General features: G+C 29.9%; 20 protein-coding genes. 17 read left to right on the top strand and 3 right to left on the bottom strand.

All coding sequences use genetic code 11. From position 1 onward, the window contains the following. Window positions 1-72 precede the first annotated feature (72 nt). Window positions 73-744 (bottom strand): GntR family transcriptional regulator, encoded by a 672-nt coding sequence (locus tag RH95_RS04620; protein ID WP_010245121.1) that lies wholly within the window; start codon window positions 742-744, stop codon window positions 73-75. 220 nt (window positions 745-964) lie between these two features. On the opposite strand from RH95_RS04620, the gene dpaL reads away from it, so the two are divergent. The 4 genes from dpaL to RH95_RS04600 are packed head-to-tail and all read left to right on the top strand — an operon-like array spanning window position 965 to window position 6429. Continuing rightward, complete coding sequence (dpaL, locus tag RH95_RS04615) at window positions 965-2179, top strand: diaminopropionate ammonia-lyase (protein ID WP_010245118.1); 1215 nt, start codon at window positions 965-967, stop codon at window positions 2177-2179. Next, window positions 2176-3348, top strand: coding sequence for a YgeY family selenium metabolism-linked hydrolase (locus RH95_RS04610; protein ID WP_010245114.1), 1173 nt, complete (start codon window positions 2176-2178; stop codon window positions 3346-3348). The genes dpaL and RH95_RS04610 overlap by 4 nt, the downstream gene beginning before the upstream one ends. Before the next feature lie 10 nt (window positions 3349-3358). Continuing rightward, on the top strand, window positions 3359-4945 hold the full coding sequence (locus RH95_RS04605; RefSeq protein WP_010245111.1) for an N-acyl-D-amino-acid deacylase family protein: 1587 nt from the start codon (window positions 3359-3361) through the stop codon (window positions 4943-4945). Between the two features lie 2 nt (window positions 4946-4947). After that, window positions 4948-6429 carry a sodium:solute symporter family protein gene (locus tag RH95_RS04600; RefSeq protein ID WP_010245108.1) on the top strand — a complete coding sequence of 494 codons (1482 nt, stop codon included), beginning with the start codon at window positions 4948-4950 and terminating at the stop codon, window positions 6427-6429. Window positions 6430-6543: 114 nt separating this feature from the next. Here RH95_RS04600 and RH95_RS04595 read toward each other — a convergent pair whose 3' ends face one another. After that, window positions 6544-7062, bottom strand: a complete 519-nt coding sequence (locus RH95_RS04595; protein WP_010245105.1) for a nitroreductase family protein — start codon at window positions 7060-7062, stop codon at window positions 6544-6546. 432 nt (window positions 7063-7494) lie between these two features. Between RH95_RS04595 and RH95_RS04590 the strand changes: the two genes are divergently transcribed. From RH95_RS04590 to RH95_RS04565, 6 genes are all read left to right on the top strand, one after another. Beyond that, window positions 7495-8157, top strand: a complete 663-nt coding sequence (locus RH95_RS04590) for an S-layer homology domain-containing protein (RefSeq protein WP_010245102.1) — start codon at window positions 7495-7497, stop codon at window positions 8155-8157. A 167-nt stretch (window positions 8158-8324) separates the two neighbouring features. Then, complete coding sequence (gene rlmD / locus RH95_RS04585) at window positions 8325-9653, top strand: 23S rRNA (uracil(1939)-C(5))-methyltransferase RlmD (RefSeq protein ID WP_010245099.1); 1329 nt, start codon at window positions 8325-8327, stop codon at window positions 9651-9653. Between the two features lie 321 nt (window positions 9654-9974). Continuing rightward, window positions 9975-10562 carry a type IV toxin-antitoxin system AbiEi family antitoxin domain-containing protein gene (locus tag RH95_RS04580; RefSeq protein ID WP_010245096.1) on the top strand — a complete coding sequence of 196 codons (588 nt, stop codon included), beginning with the start codon at window positions 9975-9977 and terminating at the stop codon, window positions 10560-10562. Further along, window positions 10559-11395 (top strand): nucleotidyl transferase AbiEii/AbiGii toxin family protein, encoded by an 837-nt coding sequence (locus tag RH95_RS04575; RefSeq protein WP_010245093.1) that lies wholly within the window; start codon window positions 10559-10561, stop codon window positions 11393-11395. Before RH95_RS04580 ends, RH95_RS04575 begins: the two co-directional genes overlap by 4 nt. Window positions 11396-11471: 76 nt before the next feature. Further along, entirely contained in the window at window positions 11472-13562 is a 2091-nt protein-coding gene (locus tag RH95_RS04570) for an ATP-dependent nuclease (RefSeq protein WP_010245090.1), read from the top strand. Continuing rightward, window positions 13550-15454 (top strand): UvrD-helicase domain-containing protein, encoded by a 1905-nt coding sequence (locus RH95_RS04565; RefSeq protein ID WP_010245087.1) that lies wholly within the window; start codon window positions 13550-13552, stop codon window positions 15452-15454. Before RH95_RS04570 ends, RH95_RS04565 begins: the two co-directional genes overlap by 13 nt. Before the next feature lie 321 nt (window positions 15455-15775). On the opposite strand, the gene RH95_RS04560 is transcribed toward RH95_RS04565, so the two are convergent. Beyond that, window positions 15776-16117: a plasmid mobilization protein gene (locus RH95_RS04560; protein WP_010245083.1), complete on the bottom strand. Its 342-nt coding sequence runs from the start codon at window positions 16115-16117 to the stop codon at window positions 15776-15778. Window positions 16118-16464: 347 nt separating this feature from the next. Between RH95_RS04560 and RH95_RS04555 the strand changes: the two genes are divergently transcribed. The 7 genes from RH95_RS04555 (at window position 16465) to RH95_RS04525 (ending at window position 24276) form a co-directional block, all read left to right on the top strand. Beyond that, a complete protein-coding gene (locus RH95_RS04555; RefSeq protein ID WP_010245080.1) occupies window positions 16465-17049 on the top strand; it encodes a TetR/AcrR family transcriptional regulator in 585 nt (194 codons plus the stop codon). 9 nt (window positions 17050-17058) lie between these two features. Next, on the top strand, window positions 17059-18036 hold the full coding sequence (locus RH95_RS04550) for a helix-turn-helix domain-containing protein (protein ID WP_010245078.1): 978 nt from the start codon (window positions 17059-17061) through the stop codon (window positions 18034-18036). A gap of 66 nt (window positions 18037-18102) precedes the next feature. Then, entirely contained in the window at window positions 18103-18693 is a 591-nt protein-coding gene (locus RH95_RS04545) for an MptD family putative ECF transporter S component (RefSeq protein WP_002834820.1), read from the top strand. Further along, entirely contained in the window at window positions 18690-19361 is a 672-nt protein-coding gene (locus RH95_RS04540) for an energy-coupling factor transporter transmembrane component T family protein (RefSeq protein WP_010245063.1), read from the top strand. The genes RH95_RS04545 and RH95_RS04540 overlap by 4 nt, the downstream gene beginning before the upstream one ends. 1 nt (window position 19362) lies before the next feature. Continuing rightward, window positions 19363-20826, top strand: a complete 1464-nt coding sequence (locus RH95_RS04535; protein ID WP_010245060.1) for an ABC transporter ATP-binding protein — start codon at window positions 19363-19365, stop codon at window positions 20824-20826. Next, window positions 20826-22547 carry an ABC transporter ATP-binding protein gene (locus RH95_RS04530; RefSeq protein ID WP_010245058.1) on the top strand — a complete coding sequence of 574 codons (1722 nt, stop codon included), beginning with the start codon at window positions 20826-20828 and terminating at the stop codon, window positions 22545-22547. Before RH95_RS04535 ends, RH95_RS04530 begins: the two co-directional genes overlap by 1 nt. Further along, entirely contained in the window at window positions 22540-24276 is a 1737-nt protein-coding gene (locus RH95_RS04525; protein ID WP_010245056.1) for an ABC transporter ATP-binding protein, read from the top strand. Before RH95_RS04530 ends, RH95_RS04525 begins: the two co-directional genes overlap by 8 nt. The last annotated feature ends 254 nt before the right edge of the window (window positions 24277-24530 follow it).

Genomic DNA, 24530 nt, shown 5'->3' with positions numbered 1-24530 from the left:
AAGTGTAGAAAATGTTAGAAAAGATTCACCATTTTGTGGCGAATCTTTTTTAGCGTTCTTAAATATGAAATTCTATGATTTTTTATTTTTTTCTTTTACTAAATTAATAGAATTGTACCAATTTGATTTTAAATAATATTTTGCTTTTTCTAAATCATTATTTTTTAATTCTTTAATTATAGATTGGTGTTCTTTAAAAGTATTTGATTTACCATCATTATCTTTAAAAAACAGCAGTTCAACTCTTTGAATCTTCTTTTTCAGTGGATGAATAATTAATGGTATTTCAGGATTTTCAGATAGATAAATTATTTTATCATGAAATTCATTATCATAATCTAAGAGTTCCAAGGTATTTGAATTCTTAAAAGCAGTATCTAATTTTTTATTTATATTTTCCAAATCCTTGATAAAGTTTTTATCGATTTTGTCAAAAGCTTGTTCAAGAGCTAGCATTTCCAAACTAGCAACAACAGAGTAAGTGTAAAGAGAAACGTCTAAGTTTATTGGAGCTACAATAGTCCATCTATTTGCTTTTGATAGGACAAGGCCTTCATTTTCGAGCTTTAGAATAGCTTCCCTTACAGGAGTTCTACTTGTGCCTAAACTTTCTGATAAATCGTTTATATTTATTTTTGTTTCTGGCTTTAAAATACCTGTGATAATCCAGTTGGAAAGAGTATCATATACTTCATCTTTTATAAAAGTTCTATTTATTTTTTTGTTATCTAAATTTAAATTCAATTTAAAAACCTCATTATTATATTAAATAAAGTATAGCATAAAATATAAATTAGTGTTGACAAAAGTTGGCGTTAAATGTAATATGTAATATATCACACAACACAAAAAAGTTTAGCTAAAAATTTTTTAACAATTTTAGAAAAAATAATATTTTTTTATATTTATATCGAAGTAAAGTTATAAATTAAAAAAAGAAAAAATATAGTTATTAGGAGGGTTTATGAATTTAGAAGTTTTTACGAAAAAGAAAAATGAGAGAAAAGAAAAATATGATATTAGTTTTTTGAATGAGGAAGAGGCAAAAAAAATTTATGATTATCATAATAGTTTTCCTATGTACGAAAAAACTCCCTTTATAGAATTAAAGAATCTTGAAGAAAAAGTTAATGTAAAAAATATTTTAGTTAAGGATGAATCTTATAGGTTCGGATTAAATGCATTTAAGGTTCTCGGGGGAAGTTTTGCAATAGGAAAAGTAATTGCAAAAAAATTAGATATGGATATTAAAGATTTAACTTTTGAAAAACTAACATCAAAAGAAGTGAAAAATAAATTAGGAGAAATCACATTTATAACGGCTACTGATGGGAATCATGGGCGTGGAGTTGCATGGGCAGCTAATAAATTAAATCAGAAAGCAATAGTATACATGCCAAGAGGTTCAGCTAAAGAAAGAGTTGAGAATATAGAAAAGGAAGGAGCAACTGTAAAAGTTTTAGATGCTAATTATGATGAATGCGTTAGGAAAGCAAATAAACTTGCAGAAAAAAAAGGATATATTATGGTTCAAGATACTGCTTGGGATGGATATGAAGATATTCCCAAGTGGATTATGCAAGGATATATGACTCTTGCATGGGAAATGTATGAAAGTTTGCAAGAGAAAAATATAAAACCAACTCATTTATTTTTACAAGCAGGGGTAGGATCCTTTGCGGCTGCGACAACTGGATTTTTCACCAATATGTACAAAGATGAGGGTAAGCCAATAATAACTGTAGTAGAACCTGATACAGTTGCGTGCATTTACGAATCAGCGATTGCTAACGAAAGAGTTCTAGTAGGAGGAGAACATGAAACTATAATGGCAGGACTTGCTTGTGGAGAACCAAATACTTTTGGATTAAAAGTACTTTTAGATAATTGTGAAAATTTTATAAAAGTATCAGATGAATTTGCGGCTTATGGAATGAGAGTTCTTGGTAATCCTTATAAAGATGACAAAAAAGTTATTTCTGGAGAAAGTGGAGCAGCTCCCTTTGGTTCAATTATAAAAATTTTAACTGATGATAAATATAAGGATGAGAGAAAAAAATTAGATATAAATTCAGATTCTAATTTAATATTTGTTTCAACAGAAGGTGATACAGATGCACAAAATTATTTAGATATTGTTTGGGATGGAAAATATGAAAGTACAGGAGGTATAGAATGAGTAAAATAACTGCAGTGGAATTAACACAAAAACTAATTAGAAGACAAAGTTATTCAGGTAATGAAAATGGTGTATCTGAAGAACTTAAAAAATTTTTTAAAGAAAATAGTTTTGACGATGTTCACGTGGACAAATATGGAAATACTATTGGTCATATTAAGGGAAATAAGCCAGGTCCAAAGATTGTATTTGATGGTCATATGGATACAGTTCCTGTAACTGACGAAACTGAATGGCTATATCCACCTTTTAAAGCTGAAATTCATGATGGCAAACTTTACGGAAGAGGTTCAAGCGATATGAAAGGGGCATTAGCATCAATGGCAGTTGCAGCTACTAATTTTAAAGAAAAAACTGCTGGAGACTTTGCTGGTGAAATTTTTGTTGCAGGAATTGTTCATGAAGAATGCTTCGAAGGTGTTGCTGCAAGAGAAGTGAGTTCTTTTACAAAACCAGACTATGTAGTAATTGGGGAAGCTTCAAATTGTAATGTTAAAATTGGACAAAGAGGAAGAGCTGAAATTAAAATTGAAGTTTTAGGAAAGCCATCTCACTCAGCAAATCCTGAAAAAGGGATAAATGCAGTTTATAAAATGTGCAAGGTGATTGAAGCGATGCAAACTTTAAAACCAATTCATCACGACAGACTTGGCGATGGAATATTAGAACTTGTTGATATTAAATCAAGTCCGTATCCAGGTGCATCAGTTGTACCAGAAAAATGTGTTGCAACTTATGACAGAAGATTATTAGTTAACGAAACTAAAGAATCTGTTTTGGATCCAATAAATGACCTTTTAGAAAGTTTAATGAAAGAAGACAGTGAATTAAAAGTTAGAGCTTACTATACAAAGGCAGATGAAAAGTGTTTTACTGGAGAAATCATTGAGGGAGAAAGATTTTTTCCAGGTTGGATTTTTGACGAAGATGAAGAATGGGTTAAAAGAGTTGTTGCAAAATTAAAAGATAAGGGGCAAAATCCAAAAGTAACTCAATATAATTTCTGCACAAATGGGAGCCATTATGCTGGAGAAAGAAATATTAAGACACTTGGAATAGGACCTTCTAAGGAAAACTTAGCACATACCGTAAATGAATATGTAGAGATTTCTGAGCTAGATAAAGTTGTGGATTCTTATGAAGCTGTAATGGAAGCGTTATTAGTGTAAAGGAGATAATATGTACGATATCTTAATTAAAAATGGAACTGTAGTTGACGGAACAGGTTTAGAAACATTTAATGGAAATATAGCTATTAAAGATGAAAAGATGTATTTTGTCGATGATGATGTAGATGCTAATAAAGTTATTGATGCACAAGGAAAAATCGTTACTCCAGGGTTTATTGACACACATTCCCACTCTTCAATGCTAGTAATCGAAGACCCATATCTTGCGCCAAAATTATTTCAAGGGATTACAACAGAGCTTGTTGCACAAGATGGAATGGGACCTGCACCAGTAAATGATAAAACTGTAAAACCTTGGAAGAAAGCAATGGCTGGACTAGAAGGAGAATATGAGTACGAGTGGGATTGGAGAAATATAGAAGAATATTTAAACAAAGTTGATAAGCTAGACCTTGGCCCAAATATTGCCTATCTTGCACCACATGGAAATCTTAGAATGGTTAGTATGGGGCTTGAAAATAGAAAGCCAACAGCAGAAGAGCAAGAGAGGATGAACAATGAACTTCAAAAGGCTTTTGATGCAGGAGCTTTTGGAATGAGCACTGGAATGATTTATCCTCCATGTGTATATGCAGATATTGATGAATTTATAGAACTTGGAAAAGTTATAAAGAAAAATGGAGGCGTGTTTGTAACTCACCAAAGATCAGAAGCAGATGCAATGTTAGAATCAATGGATGAAATTTTAAAAATTGCAAGAGAAGGGGGATGCAGAAGTCATTTCTCACACTTTAAAATTTGTGGAAAGAACAACTGGGATTTAATTCCTGACATTATAAAAAAGCTTGATAGTGCTAAAGAAGAAGGACTTACAATTTCTTTTGATCAATATCCATATGTTGCAGGGTCAACAATGATGTCGGTGATACTACCACCTTGGGTTCATGATGGAGGAACAGATAAACTAATAGAAAGACTTAATGATCTAGATCTTCGTGAAAAAATGAAGAAAGACATTAAAGACGGAATACCTGGATGGGATAATTTTATAGACTTTGCAGGACTTGAGGGAATTTATATAACATTCGTTAAGAATAAAGAGTCAGAAAAGTATGTTGGAATGAATCTTATTGAACTTGGTGAAGCGACAGGTAAAGATCCTTACGATGCAATATTTGACTTAATTAGAGATGAAGAAAATATTATCGGATTAGTTGATTTCTATGGTATGGAAGAGCACATAAAGACATTTATGAAGAGAGATGAACAAAATGTTTGTACAGATGGAATCATAGGAGCAAAACCACATCCAAGACTTTATGGAGCATTCGCAAGAGTTCTTGGAAAGTATTGTAGGGACGAAAAAGTATTTCCAGTTGAAGTTGCTATTAGAAAGATGACAGGCAAAGCAGCGGATACAATAGGACTTACTGACAGAGGTTATTTAAAAGACGGTTATGCGGCAGACATACTAGTTATTGATTTTAATAATATAAAAGATAATGGAGATTACACAAATCCTAAACAATTAGCAACAGGTATCGACTACGCGATAGTAAATGGAAATATTTTAATTGAAGATGGGAAAGCTACTCCTAAAAAAGCGGGAAAAGTTTTAAGATTTAAAGGAAGGTAACTATGAATGCTACTCAAAAAACGACATTTATAATAATTATTATTTATATGGTAGCAACAGTTGCAATTGGTCTTTTCGCATCAGCTAGACAAAAAAAGAAATCAAAGTCTGATAATGCTAATGAAGATTTTTTAATGGCGGGAAAGTCATTAGGACCTTTAGTACTTGCAGGAACATTGTTTGCAGCTAATACAGGAGGAGCATCAACCACAGGAATAGCAGCCAATGTTTATAGCTATGGGATTTCAGCTGCATGGTATGTGATTGCCGCAGGCATTGGATTTGTTCTTGTTTCCTTGGTTGCTTCTTATTTTAGAAGATCATCAGCTAATACAGTTCCACAAATTATTGGAATGAGATATGGGAAACCATCACATATAATTACTGCTATAACTTCAATTTTAGCATTATTTATGGCTACAGGAGCTCAAATAATAGCAACAGCTTCTATAATAAATGTATTAACAGGAGTAAACTTTAAAATAGTAGCAATTATAACTACAATAGTTGTAATTGCTTATACGATGATTGGTGGATTTGCGTCAGTTGCATCAGCCAATATGATGCATGTATTTTTTATAACGGTTGGTATGACAATAGCTTTATTTATAATGGTTAAGAGTGAAACAATTGGTGGATTTACTAGTTTGTTTGATAAAGCAAGAGAAGTATCTCTTGGTTCAAATGGACAAGTAGATTTAATTAGTATGACTAAAATAGGATTTCCAACTGTACTTGGGTATGTTGCTATGTATTGTATGACATTTCCAACGGGACAAGAAATTGTACAAACATTTTCATCTGCAAAAAATGGAGCTGCGGCAAAGACAGGTTCCATAATAGCAGGGATTTTGTCTGCAGTATATGCCATAGTTCCTGCGCTTATTGGTTTAATAGCATACTCTTACATTGATGGATATTTAGAAAATGGAGTTTCAAAATCGGCGCTTGCAGATGCAACAATTAGGTTTGCACCACCAGTGGTAGCAGGTATAGTTCTTGCGGCTGTAGTTGCAGCGACAATATCAAGTGCATCTGGAAATATGATTGGGACAGCAACAATGTTTTCCAATGATATTTATAAACCTTATATAGCTAAAAATGACACAGATCCTGAAGAAGAGGTTTTAGTTTCAAAAATAGTAATGATTTTAGCAGGGCTCTTTGGATTAGGTGTGGCTCTACTGAATTCTAACATTATAAGCGTTATGATGTCTGCATTTGCATTACGCTCAGCAGGACCATTTGCAGCATTTGTTTGTGGACTATTTTGGAAAGATGTTACACAAAAAGCTGGTTTTATAGCAATTCTTTCTGGCACTATTGTATCGGCTTTGTGGATATTTATTTTAAATAATCCATGGGGACTTAGTGCAATAGTGCCTGGTGCAATAGTTGCGTTTATAGTAATATTTATTGTAACTAAGATAGATTTAGCATCTGGAGGAAAGCCGGCACCATTAATTGAATTTAATGAGGACTAGTTGTTAATAAAGAAATTTTTGAAAAGTTTATAATTACAAAAAGACGAGAAAAGTTAGTATCCTCGTCTTTTTGATATAAATTGATCTTGAATCTTCTAAAATCTTTTAAAGATTTTAGAATTTGTTGTAGTGAACTTTTGTTGATATATCAAATTCTTCGTGATCCTTTGTGCCTGATTTTTTGTATCCAATTGGAATTAAACATTGTGCTCTGTAAGGTTTTTTTATTCCAAAGTTTTCTGCGAAATATTCTTCATAAGATATTTTTCCGGCAGTTTTTCCTTCTTTTACATTAATCCATGATGATGAAAGCCCTTCTTCTTCTAATAATAGTTGAAGATAAGCTGCAGTAAGTGAAGTTTCTTCAACCCAAGTTTTACAAATTTCTGTGTTTGCAATCACTATTACAACTACTGGAGCTTCTTTTAGGTAAAGAGTTGCAAAGGAGTCCATGTTTGAAAGCTCTTCGATTTTTTCCTTGTCATCAACTACTATGAACTCTACTGGATGGGAGTTACCATTGCTTGGCCCCATTGAAGCATACATTAAAAGTTCTTCTAATTTTTCTTTGTCAACTTCTTTATCCTTATATTTTCTAACAGATCTTCTTTTTAAAATAGTATCTTTTAACAAAATATCACCTCAACTACATTTTACCACAAAGATTTAATTAAAGTAATCTGTGCAAATATATTCATAATATTTTTAATATTTGCAATCAAAGATTTAAAATTAGTTAAAATCAAGGAAATAAAGGAATTTATTTTTTTTATATTTTTTTGAAAATATTTTCATAAAGTTGTTGACAAATTTAACTTTCTAAAGTACAATATATGTGAAGTGAAAACTTCATCATCTTTTTTCTTCCCTTAGAGAACAGTTATTTATTTACATAATCTGTTCTCTTTTTATTTGCATAAAAATTTTGTAATAAATAGGAAAAAAGTAATTTTGATACATTTGTTGCACAAGTGTTACAAAGAATATTCTTTGTAATCAAAACTTAAAATAGAAGCTATTTCAAAAGAAAAAAATTAAGTTATAATTATATTGAGGGTGATAAAAATGAAGATTTTTAATAAGACTTCATTGATCCTTATCTGTGCAACGATGATTTTACCAAGTTCTGTAATTGCAAGATCCTTTAAAGATACAAGAGGGCATTGGTCAGAGCCGGCAGTTGATTTTGTAACTAAAAAAGATATTATGTCAGGTTATGAAGATGGCAATTTTAAACCAGATGAAAATATGACAAGAGCAGAGTTTTATGCAACTGTAAATAGTTTAGCTGGTTATGAAAAAACTTATACTGTTACTTTTTCTGATGTGAGTACTTCTGATTGGTTTTATAATGATGTTGCAAAGGGTGTCAAGGCAGGATATATTACTCCGACAACTGGAAAGCTAAACCCAACTCGAGAAATTACAAGAGAAGAAGTTGCAGAAATTCTTGGCCATGTTTACTCTTTGACTCCAAAGGAAAGTGCAACTAATGAATTTAAAGACAAGAACAAGATAAGTGAATCGGCTAGAGGTTATGTAGGAACTTTAGTCGAAAGTGGAATATTGCGTGGCTATGCAGATGGAAACTTTTATCCAAGAAGATCTATTAAAAGGTCAGAGGCAGCTACAATATTTAGATCGATGATTTCTAATTACAATTATCCACAAAAGAGAGCTCTAAATAACAGCAAAATTAAATTTGGAAGTAGGAATCTCTACGAATAGGACAGGAAACTGTCTTATTTTTTTGCTTTTTTGCTTTTTAAAAGTTATAAATGTATTATCATAATAATTATATTTTAGATAATAATATATAAGGAATTAAGCAATAAAATTAATACAATTGAGGGGGTTTATATAATTTGATATAATTTTTCCTAAGGAGTGACAATATGAGTATAGAAGTTAAAGTAAAGGAAGCGAGATTTCCAAATATATCGAGGACTAATTTTGAGAATAGAAATTACGAATTTAAAGGTGGCATAGTTGGGCAAACTGTTGAGATAAAGCCGAGAGGAAGAAGGTCAAAAAAGGCGAAATTATTAAAAGTAATTGAAAGATCAAGTATAGAAAAGGGAAAACCCTGCCCTCATTTTGAGAAGTGCGGAGGTTGTACATATCAAACGCTAAGATATGAAGATGAATTGGAATATAAAAAAAGTTTAATAAAAAAATTATTTGAAGAAAATGATTTTGATTTTGCACCAGAAATTGTACCTTCACCAAGTCACAAATTTTATAGAAATAAAATGGAATATACTTTTGGAGATGAGTACAAAGGTGGACCACTTGCATTGGGATTGCATGTGAAAAATAGATTTCACGAAATAATAAATACTAGTGAGTGTAATATTGTGGATTCTGACTTCAATAAAATCAGAAGTGAAGTGAGAAATTATTTTGAAAATTTGGGGAAAAGTCATTACAACAGGAAGACACACCTTGGATTTTTGCGTCACCTTTTAATAAGAAAGGGAACAAAAACTGGAGAAATAATGGTTCTCTTAGCCACTTCAACTCAAAGTGAACTTGATAGAGATGCTTTTGTAAAATTTTTATTAAGTTTAGAATTATATGGAAAAATAGTAAGTATTTTTCATGTAAAAAATGACACTCTATCAGATGCAATAGTGCCAGAAGAAATAAATTTAATATATGGTAAAAATCATATTCAAGAGGAAGTTTTAGGGCTAAAATTTAAAATAAGTCCTTTTTCATTTTTTCAAACAAATACAAAATCAGCAGAAATTCTCTACAATATAGCCAGAGAAAAAATTGATGCAAAGGATAAATTAGTTTTTGATTTATATTCAGGAACGGGAACAATTACACAAATGTTGGCAGGAAGTGCGAAAAAAGTAATTGGGGTTGAGATTGTGGAAGAAGCAGTAGAAGCGGCAAGAGAAAATGCAAAATTAAATGGAATTAAAAATGTAGAATTTATTGCAGAAGATGTACTAAAAGTTTTAGATAGTTTAGAAAAAAATCCAGATATAATTGTACTAGATCCCCCTAGAGAAGGAATAAATCCAAAAGCGATAGAAAGAATAATAGATTTTTCTCCAGAAAAATTTCTATATATATCATGCAATCCTGTTACACAAGTAAGAGATCTCAAAGTTTTTGAAGAAGGAGGGTACAAAATAGAGGAAATAGAGATTATTGATCAATTTCCAAAAACTTCTCATGTAGAGACTATAGCGTTGATACAAAAGATGTAAATATAGAAATCCTGCATTTTAAGCAGTTTTATAAGCATTTTGTCTTCGATAAAGATGAAGAAGGATACGTCAAAAAGACTCAAAAAAACTACATGAACGTAAGAGTTGTTTTGAGACTAGTATGAGGAGACACAAAGAAAAATTTAATAAGATAAACTCATTTTGTACTTTCTACAAGAGTGGCTTAAAAAGCTGCTCTTTTTTTATTGAAAGGGAGTAAGGATTCGTTACATCCTTTTCAAAATACAAAACTCTAATAGCCAACTTTACATATTCGCTTTTATGACATATAATAAAAGCGTAAACGAGAGGAGGTGGACTATGAATATACTTAAAGAATATATACAAGAAAATTTAGTAATCACCAACAAAGAAGCAGAAGAACTTGGATATACTAGGCATAATTTATCAGAATTAACAAAAATCGGACAATTAGAAAGATTAAGACCTGGACTATATCAATTAAAAGGAAAAGTAATAGACGATTTTGTTTTAATATCATCAAATAGTAATCGAATTATATTTTCCCATCAAACAGCCCTCTACCTCCACGATCTATCCGATAGGACTCCAAATGTATTTCATATATCTGTACCCCAAGGCTACAATGCCAGCCATATCAAAAAAAGATATGAGGATCTACAAGTTCACTATGTAAAAAAAGATTTATACGAACTAGGAAAGGCAGAAATAAAATCACCACAAGGCAACCTTATCCCAGTTTATGATATTGATCGAACAATTTGCGATATCATAGTCGAAAGAGAAAAAATAGATAAACAGATTTTTACAGAAGCCTTAAAAAGATACTTTAAATCAACAAATAAAAATCTAAGACGACTCATAAAATACAGTAGATTATTTAAAATAGAAAATGAAATTAGAAAATACATGGAGGTATTATTGTGATTAATATCGAGAGTATAAAGGGCAAGATAAGAAGCATGGCAGAGAAGAAAAATCTAAAGTCACAAGAAGTTCTGCAAATATATTTTTTTGAAAGATTTTTAGAAAGACTATCTAAATCACCATACAAAAATAATTTTGTAATAAAGGGAGGATTCCTAATATCATCATTAATCGGAATTGAAAATAGAACAACCATGGATATGGACACAACCATAAAAGGCATAGCCCTGAAAGAAGAAAAAATAAAAGAAATTGTAGAAGAAATTATAAATATCAATGTAGATGATGGGATAAAATTTGAAATAAAAGACATCAGCTATATTAGGGAAGAGGATGAGTACGAGAACTTTAGAATTTCACTAATAGCAAATGTTGGGAAAACTAAAAATCCAATGAAACTTGACCTTACAACAGGTGATGCAATAACACCAAGGGAAATAGAATATACCTATCCATGTATTTTTAGTAAAGAAGACATAAAAATAATGGCATATCCATTAGAAACAATTCTCGCAGAAAAATATGAAACCATAATCAGAAGAAATATAACAACAACACGAATGAGAGACTTTTACGACCTATACACCCTCTACAAATTAAAAAAAGATGAGATAGACTATGAAGTTTTAAAAGAAGCAATAGAAAGTACCTCAAACAAAAGAGGAAGTGATGAGATAATGCAAGACTCTGAGGAAATAATCGAGGACATAAAAGATGATTCTTACCTAAGATCCTTATGGGATGTATATCTCAGTGAAAATAAGTATATTGGAGATCTGACCTTTGATAAAGTTGTTGATGTAGTGAAAATTGTCTCGGAAACAACAAGTTGATGTAAGTAGACAAAGGATTTTAGGAAAATAAATATAAAAGAAAAGTTTGATGTAGAAGGTAAAAAGGAGTATTAAAATGATTTTAAAAAAGATGAAAGTCAAAAACTTTAGATTATTAAAAAATTTTGAGTTAAATTTCAAAGATGAATTGTCGCTAGTTATAGGTAAAAATAATTGTGGAAAAACGTCATCCATTATTGTTTTAGATAAAATGCTAAATTCATCTAAATTATTTTGGGAAGATATAAATTTAGAATGCCAGAAAGATCTTTATAAAAAAATAATTGGTTTTGATATAACAAAGCTGGATGAAGTTCAATTATTAGAAACTATTAATATGCAATTATTTATTGAGTATAATGATAATGATTCATATGAGAATATTCAAAAATTCATGATGGACTTAAATCCAGATAATAACATAATAGTTTTAGAATTTATTTCGTTAATAGCTGCAAAAAAAATCATAGAATTAAAAAACATTATGAGTGAAAAAAATATTGAAGATTTTAAATCATTTTCCAAATTTATGAGTAAGAATTTTGGAAACTTCTTTGAAACGAAAAAATATTCAAGAGGGTTTGATGTTGAAGCAAACAAAATAACGCAAGATAGATCAGAAGAAATTGATAATAAAGATATTCAAAAAGTCATTAAAGTGGCAGGAATAAGAGCTGATCGAGCGGTTTCTAATGATGATCGTAATCATGTTTTATCAGGTTTAACTGGTAAATATTTCAGTTCTTATAAAGCTGCAAAAGATGAAAGTGAATCGGTATTTACAAGACTTGAAGAAAAATTGGAGGAAGCCGATAAAGAATTATATAAGATTTACAATGGAGAAAAAAGTGAAGGTGAAGAACCCATTGATGGTATTTTTAGTGATGTTATAGATGTTATTAAAACTTATGGTGGTGCAGAAAATGGAATTGATATAGCAATAGAGTCATCTATTTCAGAGAAAAATTTATTGTCAGATAATACAAACTTAAGTTATAGACAAGGAGGAGATTATTCGCTTCCAGAAACATATAATGGATTGGGGTATTTGAATTTAATTGGTATTTTATTTGAGATTGAAACCAATATACAGGAATTGTTTGAACAACCAGCAGATATAAATCTCTTATATATTGAAGAACCTGAAGCACATACACACCCTCAGTTACAGTATATATTTATAAGGAATATTAAATCTCATATCAAAGCACATAGAAATAAGTTGTTGAAAGAAAAGAATAAGCAGTTGCAGATTTTAATCACTTCGCATTCATCACATATAGTTTCTGAATGTAACTTTGATGACATTATATATTTGAAGAAAAACGGGAATACGGTCATAGCTAAGAGCTTTAATTCTTTAAAAGAAGAGTATGGTGGAGATGAACAGAAAGGATTTAATTTTGTAAAACAATATCTGACAATGAATAGAAGTGAACTTTTCTTTGCGGATAAAGCTATTTGTATAGAAGGAGATACCGAACGAATTTTAATGCCAGTGATGATGCATAAAATTGATAATAAAGAAAAGCCAAGAGCAGATATTATACCACTATTATCACAGAATATTTCTATAATAGAAGTTGGAGCACATTCTCATATATTTATGCCTTTATTTTCCTTTTTAGGAACAAAAGTTTTGTTTGTTACGGATATTGACTCTGTTAAAGCTGAAAAGAAAATAGATAAAAATGGAAAAGAAAGAACTGTATATACGAGTTGTCACCCCGATGAGGGAACACATACAAGTAACGCATCAATAAAAGAATTTTTTAAAGATACTGGAATTGATACATCGAATAATCAATTTAAGGAACTTGTAGGGAAAAATGCTGAGGATAAAATTAAAGATAATATGAGAATGGCATATCAAATACCAGAATCTTATGGTGAGTATCAAGCAAGTAGTTTTGAAGATGCATTTATAGCACTAAATAAAGACTTTATATTAAAAAACAAAGAAGGGTTTTATCAATATGGAGCTTTAAAAGATTTTTCGAATGATGAAATAGAAAATGGTGATTATTATAATTTTGCTTTGAATAATGTGAAAAAGAAATCGGCATTTGCATCAAGCTTATTGTATTTTGATGATGAGAATGGCGAAGAAGATGAAAAATGGGCAGTTCCACATTATATTGAGGAGGGCTTATTATGGATACGCTAACATTGGAAAAAGAAGTATTAGAAGCTCTTCAATGTATAAAAAATGGTGAAAATTTTATTTTAGAAGGTGGAGCAGGTAGTGGAAAAACATACTCCTTAAATTCCTTAATAAATGCACTCACAGAGGAATTACCAGATATAAAGATAGTATGCATTACATATACAAATAATGCAGTTGCCGAAATTTTATCAAGAATAGAAAATGAGAATATTTGGGTTTCAACAATACATGAGTTTATATGGTCTCTTATCAGAAAATATCAGAATGAAATAAAAAATATTTTAGTTGAGCTTATTAACGATGATAATGAAAAGAACTTTAAAAAGCCAAAAGATTTTTCTGCGGATTTAATTTCTAAAGAATATTTCGAAAATCTTTATGTGGATTATGATGAGTATTATTCTGTAACACCAAATGATGAAAATAGAGTGAAAATCAGCCATAATCACATTTTGATTGTTGCAGAGAAAATGTTTGAGAAATATAAAAAAATAGCGGACATTTTAAAGGATATTGCAGATTGTATTTTTGTTGATGAATATCAGGATACAAGTCCTTTAGTTGCTGATATTTTACTAAAGCATCTTGAGCAAAGCGATAAGAAAAATGTAATTGGTTTTTTTGGAGATTCAATGCAGTCTATATATGACGACGGAGTTGGTAATTTAAATAAATATAATTTAACTAAAATAGTAAAGACGCAAAACCGAAGAAATCCAAGAGTTGTAATCGAAGTAGCCAATAAGTTTAGAGATGATGATATTGAGCAAAGACCTTCAGAAGATACAAATGCACCTAATATGGAGAATGGTACTATTAGAGAAGGTAGTATTAAATTTTTATATGGAAATGAAGTAGATGATTTTATAAGCATAAAGGAAAAGAATATTTTTGAATCTTGGGATTTTTCTGATGGAAAACAAACAAAAGAGTTAAGGCTAACACATAAATATAATGCTGAAATGACTGGCTTTAAAGACTTATATGATCTATATAATGCTGATTTGATAACTAAGCTTATAAGTGGGATAAAGAAAAAAATTGATAAGGGAAATTTAGACTGTAATAAGACTTTGGGAGAAATAGCGTTAGAGGTAAAACCGACATATAACAAAGTGGAGCTGTTAGATCAAATTAACGGAAATGAAATTTATCAGTCAATATATAGTGTTTTAGAAGATATGTCATGGGAAGAAGCTTACGAAAAATGTAGAATTACTAAGGAATCACTCATGTCATATAAATTAAATGGAATGAGTGGTAGATATGAAGCTAATTCTTATAGAGATAGGATTTTACGCAGATTAGATATATTAGAGGAGATTATTGAATTATATGAGGCTAATAGATTTAATGATTTTCTACGAATAACAAAATTTTCTATTCATAATAGAAATGATAAGATTTGCCTTAAGCAAGCAATTGATTATCTTGTAAGTGAAAATAATCAAACGATAGAAAATGTATTAAAATTTGCGGAAGTAAAAGGGTTACTCAAAGAAGATGAATTGTTTAGTGATTATATTTCAAATAAAGGGTTTTATTTATGGGAGAGAATAAAAAAGATAACATTTAATCAATATAGAAAAAGCGTTTTATATTTAAAAGAATTTTCACCAATTTGTACTCAACATAGTGTTAAAGGTAGTGAATATGACAATGTATTGCTTGTATTAGAGTCTGATTGGAATAAATATGACTTTAGAACATTATTTGGGAAAGGATCTCCGAACTCTAATGTTCAGAAACGTACAAAAAAATTATTTTATGTATGTATAACAAGAGCAAAAAAGAATTTAATAATATATATGCCTACTGATGATTCTGACATAATAGAAAAATCTAAAGAGTATTTTGGAGAAGAAAATGTTATAGATCTCTCTTCGATTTAATTGAAAAGTAGGTACTATTTCTACTTATGTTTTATGCTGCTTTTTAATATTATTCTATAGAATGAAAAAAGATAATTACTATTTTTATTTTAAGAATACTCTTGCATGAGGGTATTCTTTTTTTATTGTATTTACTATAATACTATATTTAAGTTCGGAAAGATATTTTTCAAATCATGTAGATTGATTTGAAAAATAAAAACATGATTATATTCATGAAAAATGCAGTATTTGATGTACCTAGTTTTTATTAAAAATGTAGAATTTCTCATCTGGTATTTAATGTATTTATAAATTAAATTTTGACTTATATAATAAATTTCATTTTGATTTATTAAGAAGTAGGGAATGGATCTGCCATATTTCTTTTGATAATTTTTCTATCTGTTTATTCATTGATTCAATTTCATTTTTGTATATAACACCAGTTGTATTAGTAGCTTTTGCAATCTGGTTTATATTATTTGTTGCATTTGAAAGTAGCCATTGTAGGTTTCTAAATGGTTCTAAATCTACAACATATATCTCTTTTTCTAATACACATTTTCTAAGAAAGTGGGACATAGTTTTACAATTAGCAAGTTTCATTTTCTTTTCAAAAACTTCTTTTTCTTCTTTAGTTAGCTTTATTTCTATTCTTTCATTTCTAAATCTATTTGCCATTTTATTCTCCTTTATAAAATATATTTCGGGGTCTTAGGGTTCTCCCTAACAAGGTAAAAATTAAAAAATGGAGCATTCCGTAAAGGTCTGCTCCATTAATTTTTTCGTAAGTGTCCGTACACTTACTGTGCTTGCTATTAAAGTTATAAGCGTCAAGCGTGTATTAAGTTTTATTAATTATACCGCATTTAAAGAAATTAATAAAGAAGCATAAAGGGCGTTCAAGCAAATATCTTAAATAAGATTACTAAATTTTAAAATCCTTCATGTATTGAAATTAATTATCAAATGAGCTATAATAAAACTGACGATAGCGTCGGAATTATTTATTGACAGGAGATAAAGTTTTGAATGATAAAAAATTGAAAGTTGGAGAAAAAAGGAAGTTAGAAATTCTGGAAGCGGCAAAGACATGTTTTTTAGAAAAGGGTTTCCAAAATACAACTATGGAAGATGTTATAGAAAAAGTAAGTTTAAGTAAAGGTGGTGTTTACTATCATTATGGCTCAACCTATGAAATGATTTATGATTTTATGAAATTAGGTATCAAATATAGAGGAGAAAAAAACAAAACTATCAACACATCTAAGTTAACGAGTTTAGACGCAATTACTGAGATGATGATGGAAAGAATTTATGATGAAAATGAATTTAAAAGCATATATGCAATTTTTTTGAAACTTCAAAATGAAGATAAAAGATTGTGTGAAATGTTTAAAAATTTAAAAGAAACAAACGCAGAAATTTTGTCGTCTGCATTTGATCCAAACGATAGTCTCTCATCTATTTTTGAAGATGAGTTTTTAGTGACCTTTGTAAATACTCTGATTTTAGGATATGAAAGTTTAAATCAAAAAGAAATTTTTATTGAAAATAAAAAAACAATCAAAAAGATGTTGGAAGGTTATTTGAGAGAAAAACTCATTAATTAGGAGATTTTTATGGGTAAGGAGTTAATGTGCCATCTTTATGGAAGAAATTTAGAAAAAATAATAGAAAATTCTAAAGGGAGAATTTGCGAATTTCATAATTTGGAAAATGGGAAGTATATAGTTTCGAAGTACGAAATTTTCAAAGGGGTAACAGTTTTTTATAATGATATACACACTTCTGTCATAAAGAAAAAATTATCAAAAAATTTAAATCAAAGCTATGAGATTAATCATTGTAGAGAAGGAAGATTTGAATGCGTGTTAAGCAATGGAACTATTACTTATATGGAATCGGGAGATTTTGCAATCAATGCAAGTAGTAACAGCTCTGAGGAATCTTTTTTTCCTATATCTCATTATCATGGTGTGACTTTTTATATTAATCCAAAAGAATTTGATAGCGAAATATATTTTTTAGAGGAAATGTTAGGGATTAAATTTGAAGTTGTTTTAAGAAAATTATGCAATAAGGACAAAGTTTTTGTACAAAGAGCTACTCGGAATATTGAACATATTTTTTATGAAGTTTATAAAGTTCCAGATGAAATTCTAATTGAATATCTAAGGGTAAAATTTCAAGAACTTTTCCTATATATTTCAAGCCTTGATACCAATAACAAGATAAGCGATAGGAAATATTTTATTAAGACAAATGTTGATATTGTAAAGAAAATAGATGAATTTATAAAGAATAATTACGAAAAAAATATAACTTATGATAAACTATCAGAAATTTTTAAGATAAATTCTACCACAATGAAATCTTGCTATAAGAGTGTTTTTGGGCAAACAATTAAGGAAGCTATAACAAGTAAAAGATTGGAGGTAGCAGCTGATTTTTTGAATAATACATCAATTTCAATTACGGAAATTGCTATTAGGGTAGGTTTCACAGATCATGCTAAATTTTCAAATACTTTTAAAAATAAGTTTAATCTCACTCCTTCAGAATATAGAAAAATATCTAAAACAGCACATTTAGTCTAAATAGTCAAGAAAATAAGCTTAGCCTATTATAGAATGATAATAGATATCAAATAAGGAGGTTGAATTATGGAAAGTAAAAAATTAACTATAAAAGATTTAGCAACCATAGGAATCTTTTCTGCAATCATGATTGTTGTATTCATTGCTTTTTCAATGATTACAGGGGCATCATTATTTTTCAATATGATTTTTAATGCTGTGTTTACTGCGCTAATTTTAGGACCATTTTTTGTTTATATGGCTATGAAAGTAGGCAAACCGGGAGTTGCACTAATTTATAACATTATACAAGCTATATTAGCAACTGTCTTTATGGGTCCTTTTATGATTCCATGGTTTGTAGGTGGCGGGATAATTGCAGAGTTATCTATGCTTGGTACAGATAGCTATAGGAACATAAAAAGAATTACTATTGCTTGGATAATTACATCATTAACTAGAGCGGCTCATGGTATGAGCGAAATATGGTTTTTTAAAGATGCCTTCATTAAGTCTGGCGTATCTCCAGAACAAGTTCAAATACAAACTCAGTATTATACAAATCCTAAATGGATTCTTATTTCTTTAGCATGTACTATTGTGGCGGCAATTATTGGTTGCTATTTAGGAAATAAGATGACAGAAAAGCATTTTAAAAAGACAGGCATAATAAAATGATGCATTTGGACTTACGTTCCAAATTAGTAGTATTTTTAAGTACAGTATTTTTGGTTTCAGTATTGTCAAAAGATACTGTACTTTTTTTATTAGCCGCCATTCTAGTTATTTATGTATCACTGCAAGGATATAGCAAATCTACTATAAAACTAATTATTGCAATGGGTGTTTTAAGTTTTTTGAGATTTGTCTCAAATGGTGAAGGTTTTGGCATTTTGATTCCAGATATGTTTCTGTTTATGGTTATAAGAACATTAGTTATAGTTCTATCAGTAATACCAATTTTAAAAACACCTCCAGGAGAGATAATGGCAATAATGAAAGAAATGAAAATTCATAGAAATGTTGCTTTGCCACTTATTTTCATGATGAGATTTTTCCCAGTAGTTAAAAGTGAGTTTAAAGAAATTATCGACTCGTTGAGATTAAGGGGATTAATTTCTATTAAAAAGCCATTTTTAACGATGGAATATTTATTTGTTCCTATGATGTTTTCATCTTCAAAAATAGCTGAAGAACTTGCCGCCGCATCGGAAGTAAGAGGAATTTCTGCATCTGGAAAACATAGCTCAAGAAGAGAAATAAAATTTAGAAATCTTGATGTTATTGTTTGTTTAATCACCATCTTTATCACAATGAGCATGATTTTCCTGGAGAGGAGTTATTAAGATGATCAAGTTAAAAAATGTAAGCTTTGCCTACAGTAAAGATTCAGCAAACATCTTAAAAAATATTAATTTGGAAATTAATGATGGGGAATGTGTTGCCTTTATAGGGGCGAGTGGTTGTGGTAAAACTACCCTTACAAGACTTATAAATGGTCTTGCTTATAAATTTTATGGAGGGAAATTAAAGGGGGAAATTTCCATAGATGGAATAAATCCCATGGGAAAAGAATTATATGAAATAGGAAGGAAAGTAGGATCTATTTTTCAAAATCCCAAGAGTCAATTTTTTGCAGAAAATGTAGAAGATGAAATTGCCTTCGGGCTTGAAAATTATGGGATAGAAAGAGAAAAAATAGATGAAATAATCAATAATTCCTTAAAATCTATTAATGGAGAAAATTTAAAAGATAAAAACTTATTTCATCTTTCAAGTGGAGAAAGACAAAAAATAGCAATTGCTTCAATAAATGCACTTAATCCACCTATTTATGTTTTTGATGAACCGTCTGCTAACCTAGATATGAAAAGTGTAGAAGCTTTAAGAAAACTTATGCTTTTATTAAAGAAAAAGAAAAAGACGATAATCATTTCAGAGCATAGGCTATACTACCTTAGAGGAGTAGTGGATAAATATTATTATCTTGAAAATGGGGAAATTAGCAATGTTTTTACAGAGGAAGAACTATTATCAAAAAGCGAAGATTTTTTCAATAAGTTAGGATTAAGATTCTTTTCTTTAAATAAAATATCTCCTAAACTAAATAAGTTAAAAGAGATAAATTCTATGAACTTAGAAAAAATTTCTTTTTCCTATAATAAGAATGTCCTTATAAAAGATTTGACCTACGAATTTAAAAGTGGAAATATTTATGGAATTATTGGGGATAATGGCATAGGCAAATCTACTCTGTTTAAAATTTCAAGTGGACTTATGAAAAAAGATAGTGGTTTTATATCTATAAATGGAGAAAAATTAAACAAAAGAAATAGGCGAAAAAGAATATACTACCTATCAAATAATCCTGATAGTAATCTTTTTGAAGTTTCAGCAGAAGACGAGTTAAAACTAAATAATAAAGATGCAGATACAGATAAAATATTAGCTGATTTTAACTTAGAAAATATAAAAGACATCCATCCACAAATCATGTCAGGCGGACAAAAACAAAGATTAACTATCGCTTCAGCAGAACTTTTAGAAAGAGATGTTTATTTATTTGATGAGCCAACAAGTGGTTTAGATGGACATAATATGCAAATTATTTCAGAAAGAATGAAGAAATTACAAGAAAAAGAAAAAATTATACTTATAATTTCCCATGATTATGAATTTTTGTGTAATTCCTGCAATAAAATTCTTTATCTAGACGGATACTCTTTTGAGGAATTTTCTACAAAGGAGGATAAAGAAAAAATATTAGCTATATTAATGGGAAAAAAATTTAATATTAAGGAGGGGATTTGATGGATCTAATAAAACAATATGTAAAAAAGAGAAAAGGCTCATATTTTATGTCAATCTTATTGGCAATAATTGGAGTAGTGGCTGGGCTTTTTTCTTATATATACATGGCGAAAATTATTGTGAATTTGATTAATGGCATAAGGGATATGAGCTTATACACTCCACTTTGTATAAGTATTTTCATAACATTTGTTATTAAAGAAGTGGCAGCAGGAATATCAACAAGTATTTCCCATACGGCAACCTTTAATTCATTAGGAGAAATAAGAAATGATATTTCCAAAAAATTATTTAAGATGCCATTGGGAGATGTTCTTTCAAGATCTTCAGGGGAATTTAAAAATATAATTGTTGAGCAAGTTGATTCTATGGAAACATCCCTTGCCCACTTAGTGCCAGAATTTACTGCAAACTTAGTAGGACCTGTTCTATTATTTATTTATATGTTTACCTTAGATTGGCGATTGACCTTGCTATCACTAATTCCATTTATAGTGGGAATGGCTACTATGATGTCTGTAATGAATGCTCATTATAAGGAAATGTTTGGAAAGTCAGTTGCCATTGGTCAACATATGAATAATTCCATTGTTGAGTATATAAATGGGATAGAAGTAATAAAGACATTTAATCAAAGCGAATCATCTTATAAAAAATATGCTGATGCAGTTTATGACAATGCAAGTTTTTATTATAACTGGATGGGTGAATCTATGAATAGGGTTGCCATAGGTAGATTACTTTCTCCTATGGGAATTATTACAATCATACCCTTTGGGATTTTATTTTATATAAATGGAAGTATTGATTTAGGAAATTTAATTACCTTAATCGTCTTATCCTTTGCTACGGTTTCTAGCATTTTAAAAATCATGAACTATATGGATGATATGTCAAGAATATCAACTATAACTTCTGAAATAGGAAAAATTTTAGATTCAAGAGAGTTAGAAAATATTGACAAGGGAGAAAAAATAGAATCCTATAATATAGAACTTCAAGACGTAGACTTTTCTTACGATGGAAAAAATAAGGTTATAGATAATCTTTCTATGGAAATAAAAGAATCTTCTGTTTCAGCCCTTGTTGGTCCTTCTGGGTCAGGTAAGTCCACAATAGCAAAACTTATTGCTGGATTTTGGAATGTAGATAAGGGATCTATTAAAATTGGCGGAGTAGAAACAAAAGACGTGTCGCTCGAAAACTTGTCTTCACTTATTTCTTTTGTATCCCAAGACAATTTCCTCTTTGATATGACTATAAAGGAAAATATTAGGCTTGGAAATAAGAATGCCTCTGACGAAGAAATTATAGATGTATGTAAAAAATCTGCCTGCCATGATTTTATTATGAATCTATCTAATGGTTATGATACAAGAGTTGGCGAAGGTGGAGGTCATCTATCTGGAGGAGAAAGACAAAGAATATCTATTGCTCGTGCCATGCTAAAAAATGCACCAATCGTAATTTTAGATGAAGCAACTTCTTATATAGATCCTGAAAATGAAGCTCTCATACAAAACGCCTTGGCAAATCTAGTTAAGGGTAAAACTTTAATCATAATCGCTCATAGGCTAAAGACAATTGTTGATGTAGATAGGATATTTGTTATTAAAGATGGCAAATTAAATTCTTATGGTACTCATGAAGAACTATTAAAGTCATCAGATCTTTATAAGGAAATGTATGCTGCAAATTTAAGGGGTGATGAAAATGCTTAATGTGTTTAAAAAGATATGGAATTTTTCAAAAGAAGAACAGGTATATATTAAGAAATCTATTCTCGCTGGATTTTTGCACGCAGTATTTAATGCCCTTGAGTTTGGAGCAATTTACTATATGCTAGTAAATATATTTTCTAAAACTTTAGACTATAAGGCTATCTTTGTTTGTCTTGGAATATTAGTTATATCCCTTGTTGGAAAGATAATGACACAAAAATCATCACAAATGGCACAAACACACGCTGGATATTTTATGGCAGCTCATAAGAGGATAGAAATAGGAGAAAAAATAAAAAGAGTTCCTATGGGTTTCTTTTCAAGCTTTTCACTAGGAAGATTAACTACTATTGCTACATCTTCACTTTCCCAAGCAGAAATGTGGGTGCCTATGCTTTTGGTTCTTGTACTTGGTGGAGTTTTAAATACTTTAGTCTTTGTCCTTGGAACTTTAATTTTTAACGTAAAGGTAGGACTGGTTGCTGTAGCAGGTGTGGTAGTATTTTTCATCGTTACATCAATGATGGAGAAAAAATCATCAGCTAATGCAGACAAAATGACAGAAACACAAACAAGACTTACAAAAGAAGTATTAGCAACTTTACAAGGTATGCAGGTTATAAAATCCTATAATCTTGGTGGAGAAAATAACAGGGCTTTAAGAAAGTCTATAAAAGATACATCAAATATACTTTTAGATTTAGAAATATCTGTAGCACCATACACAGTTATCCAAAGAATTGTAATGGGAATAACAACAGTAGCTATGGTCTATGTATCATTAAAATTAAATTTATCTGGTGAACTTCCACTTGCTGAAACAATTCTTATGATTATGGCATCATTTATTATCTTTGAAGGCTTAATCGGGGCAGGATCAAACATGGCAATCCTAAGAGCTTGCGAAAATGCCATTGATTCTGTAGGTTTTATCGACTCTATGCCTGATATGAGAGAAGGAAGTATTACAGAGCCTATAAAAAATCATGATATAGTCTTTAAAAATGTCAGCTTCTCTTATGATTACAGACCCATTTTAAAAAATGTCTCAGCAGAGATAAAAGAAAATACTATGACTGCCATAATTGGTCCATCTGGATCTGGTAAAACAACATTTTGTAATCTAATAGCGAGATTTTGGGATGTAAATTCTGGTGAAATATTAATAGGTGGAAAAAATATAAAAGACTATAAGATAGAAAACCTTATGAATTCAATTTCCATGGTATTTCAAGATGTATATCTATTTGAGGATACAATTGAAAATAATATAAAATTTGGAAAACAAAATGCAAGCCATGAAGAAGTAGTTCAAGCTGCAAAAAAAGCAAGATGTCATGAATTTATAGAAGCTTTACCAGAAGGATATGACACTATTATTGGGGAAGGTGGAGCAAGCCTATCTGGTGGAGAAAAACAAAGAATCTCCATAGCCAGAGCCATGCTAAAAGATGCGGACATCATAATCTTTGATGAAGCCACAGCAAGTATAGATCCAGAAAATGAAGATAAACTTAAAGAAGCAATAGAATCATTAACAAAGAATAAAACAGTAATTATGATTGCCCACAGACTAAAGACAATTAGAAATGCTGACCAGATTTTAGTCTTAAAAGATGGAGAAATAGTAGAATGTGGAAATCATGAAGAACTGATTAAAAATAATGGACTTTATTCTGACCTTATAAATGCAAAGGCTAAGGCAGAATCATGGAAATTAAATAATTAATAGAAAGAAATATTTAAAGTCTTTGAACAGGAAAATTTAGATTAGAGGATTTATGCCTAATAGCATAAGTCCTCATTTTTTTATGCTTAAATTAATCATTGAAACTCAAAAATATTATAGAAAAATAAAAATTCAGGTTACCAAAGAGGGCAATTTTCACTATATAAGGTGAGGGGTATTTTGTCATCTCTATATAAAAATCCAAATACTTTGAAGTGTGAAGATTCTTTAAATTGATTATGTGAGATTAGTAT

Origin of the sequence: Peptoniphilus rhinitidis 1-13, assembly GCF_000246925.1 — a bacterium.
Lineage (GTDB): Bacteria > Bacillota > Clostridia > Tissierellales > Peptoniphilaceae > Peptoniphilus_A > Peptoniphilus_A lacydonensis.
The sequence above is the reverse complement of the archived record's forward strand: the minus strand, read 5'-3'. Positions and strand labels throughout refer to the sequence as shown.

Coding starts and splice junctions, on each gene's coding strand:
- dpaL (WP_010245118.1), top strand. CDS start 965: ATGAATTTAGAAGTTTTTACGAAAAAGAAAAATGAGAGAAAAGAAAAA.
- RH95_RS04610 (WP_010245114.1), top strand. CDS start 2,176: ATGAGTAAAATAACTGCAGTGGAATTAACACAAAAACTAATTAGAAGA.
- RH95_RS04605 (WP_010245111.1), top strand. CDS start 3,359: ATGTACGATATCTTAATTAAAAATGGAACTGTAGTTGACGGAACAGGT.
- RH95_RS04600 (WP_010245108.1), top strand. CDS start 4,948: ATGAATGCTACTCAAAAAACGACATTTATAATAATTATTATTTATATG.
- RH95_RS04590 (WP_010245102.1), top strand. CDS start 7,495: ATGAAGATTTTTAATAAGACTTCATTGATCCTTATCTGTGCAACGATG.
- rlmD (WP_010245099.1), top strand. CDS start 8,325: ATGAGTATAGAAGTTAAAGTAAAGGAAGCGAGATTTCCAAATATATCG.
- RH95_RS04580 (WP_010245096.1), top strand. CDS start 9,975: ATGAATATACTTAAAGAATATATACAAGAAAATTTAGTAATCACCAAC.
- RH95_RS04570 (WP_010245090.1), top strand. CDS start 11,472: ATGATTTTAAAAAAGATGAAAGTCAAAAACTTTAGATTATTAAAAAAT.
- RH95_RS04565 (WP_010245087.1), top strand. CDS start 13,550: ATGGATACGCTAACATTGGAAAAAGAAGTATTAGAAGCTCTTCAATGT.
- RH95_RS04560 (WP_010245083.1), bottom strand. CDS start 16,117: ATGGCAAATAGATTTAGAAATGAAAGAATAGAAATAAAGCTAACTAAA.
- RH95_RS04550 (WP_010245078.1), top strand. CDS start 17,059: ATGGGTAAGGAGTTAATGTGCCATCTTTATGGAAGAAATTTAGAAAAA.
- RH95_RS04545 (WP_002834820.1), top strand. CDS start 18,103: ATGGAAAGTAAAAAATTAACTATAAAAGATTTAGCAACCATAGGAATC.
- RH95_RS04540 (WP_010245063.1), top strand. CDS start 18,690: ATGATGCATTTGGACTTACGTTCCAAATTAGTAGTATTTTTAAGTACA.
- RH95_RS04535 (WP_010245060.1), top strand. CDS start 19,363: ATGATCAAGTTAAAAAATGTAAGCTTTGCCTACAGTAAAGATTCAGCA.
- RH95_RS04530 (WP_010245058.1), top strand. CDS start 20,826: ATGGATCTAATAAAACAATATGTAAAAAAGAGAAAAGGCTCATATTTT.
- RH95_RS04525 (WP_010245056.1), top strand. CDS start 22,540: ATGCTTAATGTGTTTAAAAAGATATGGAATTTTTCAAAAGAAGAACAG.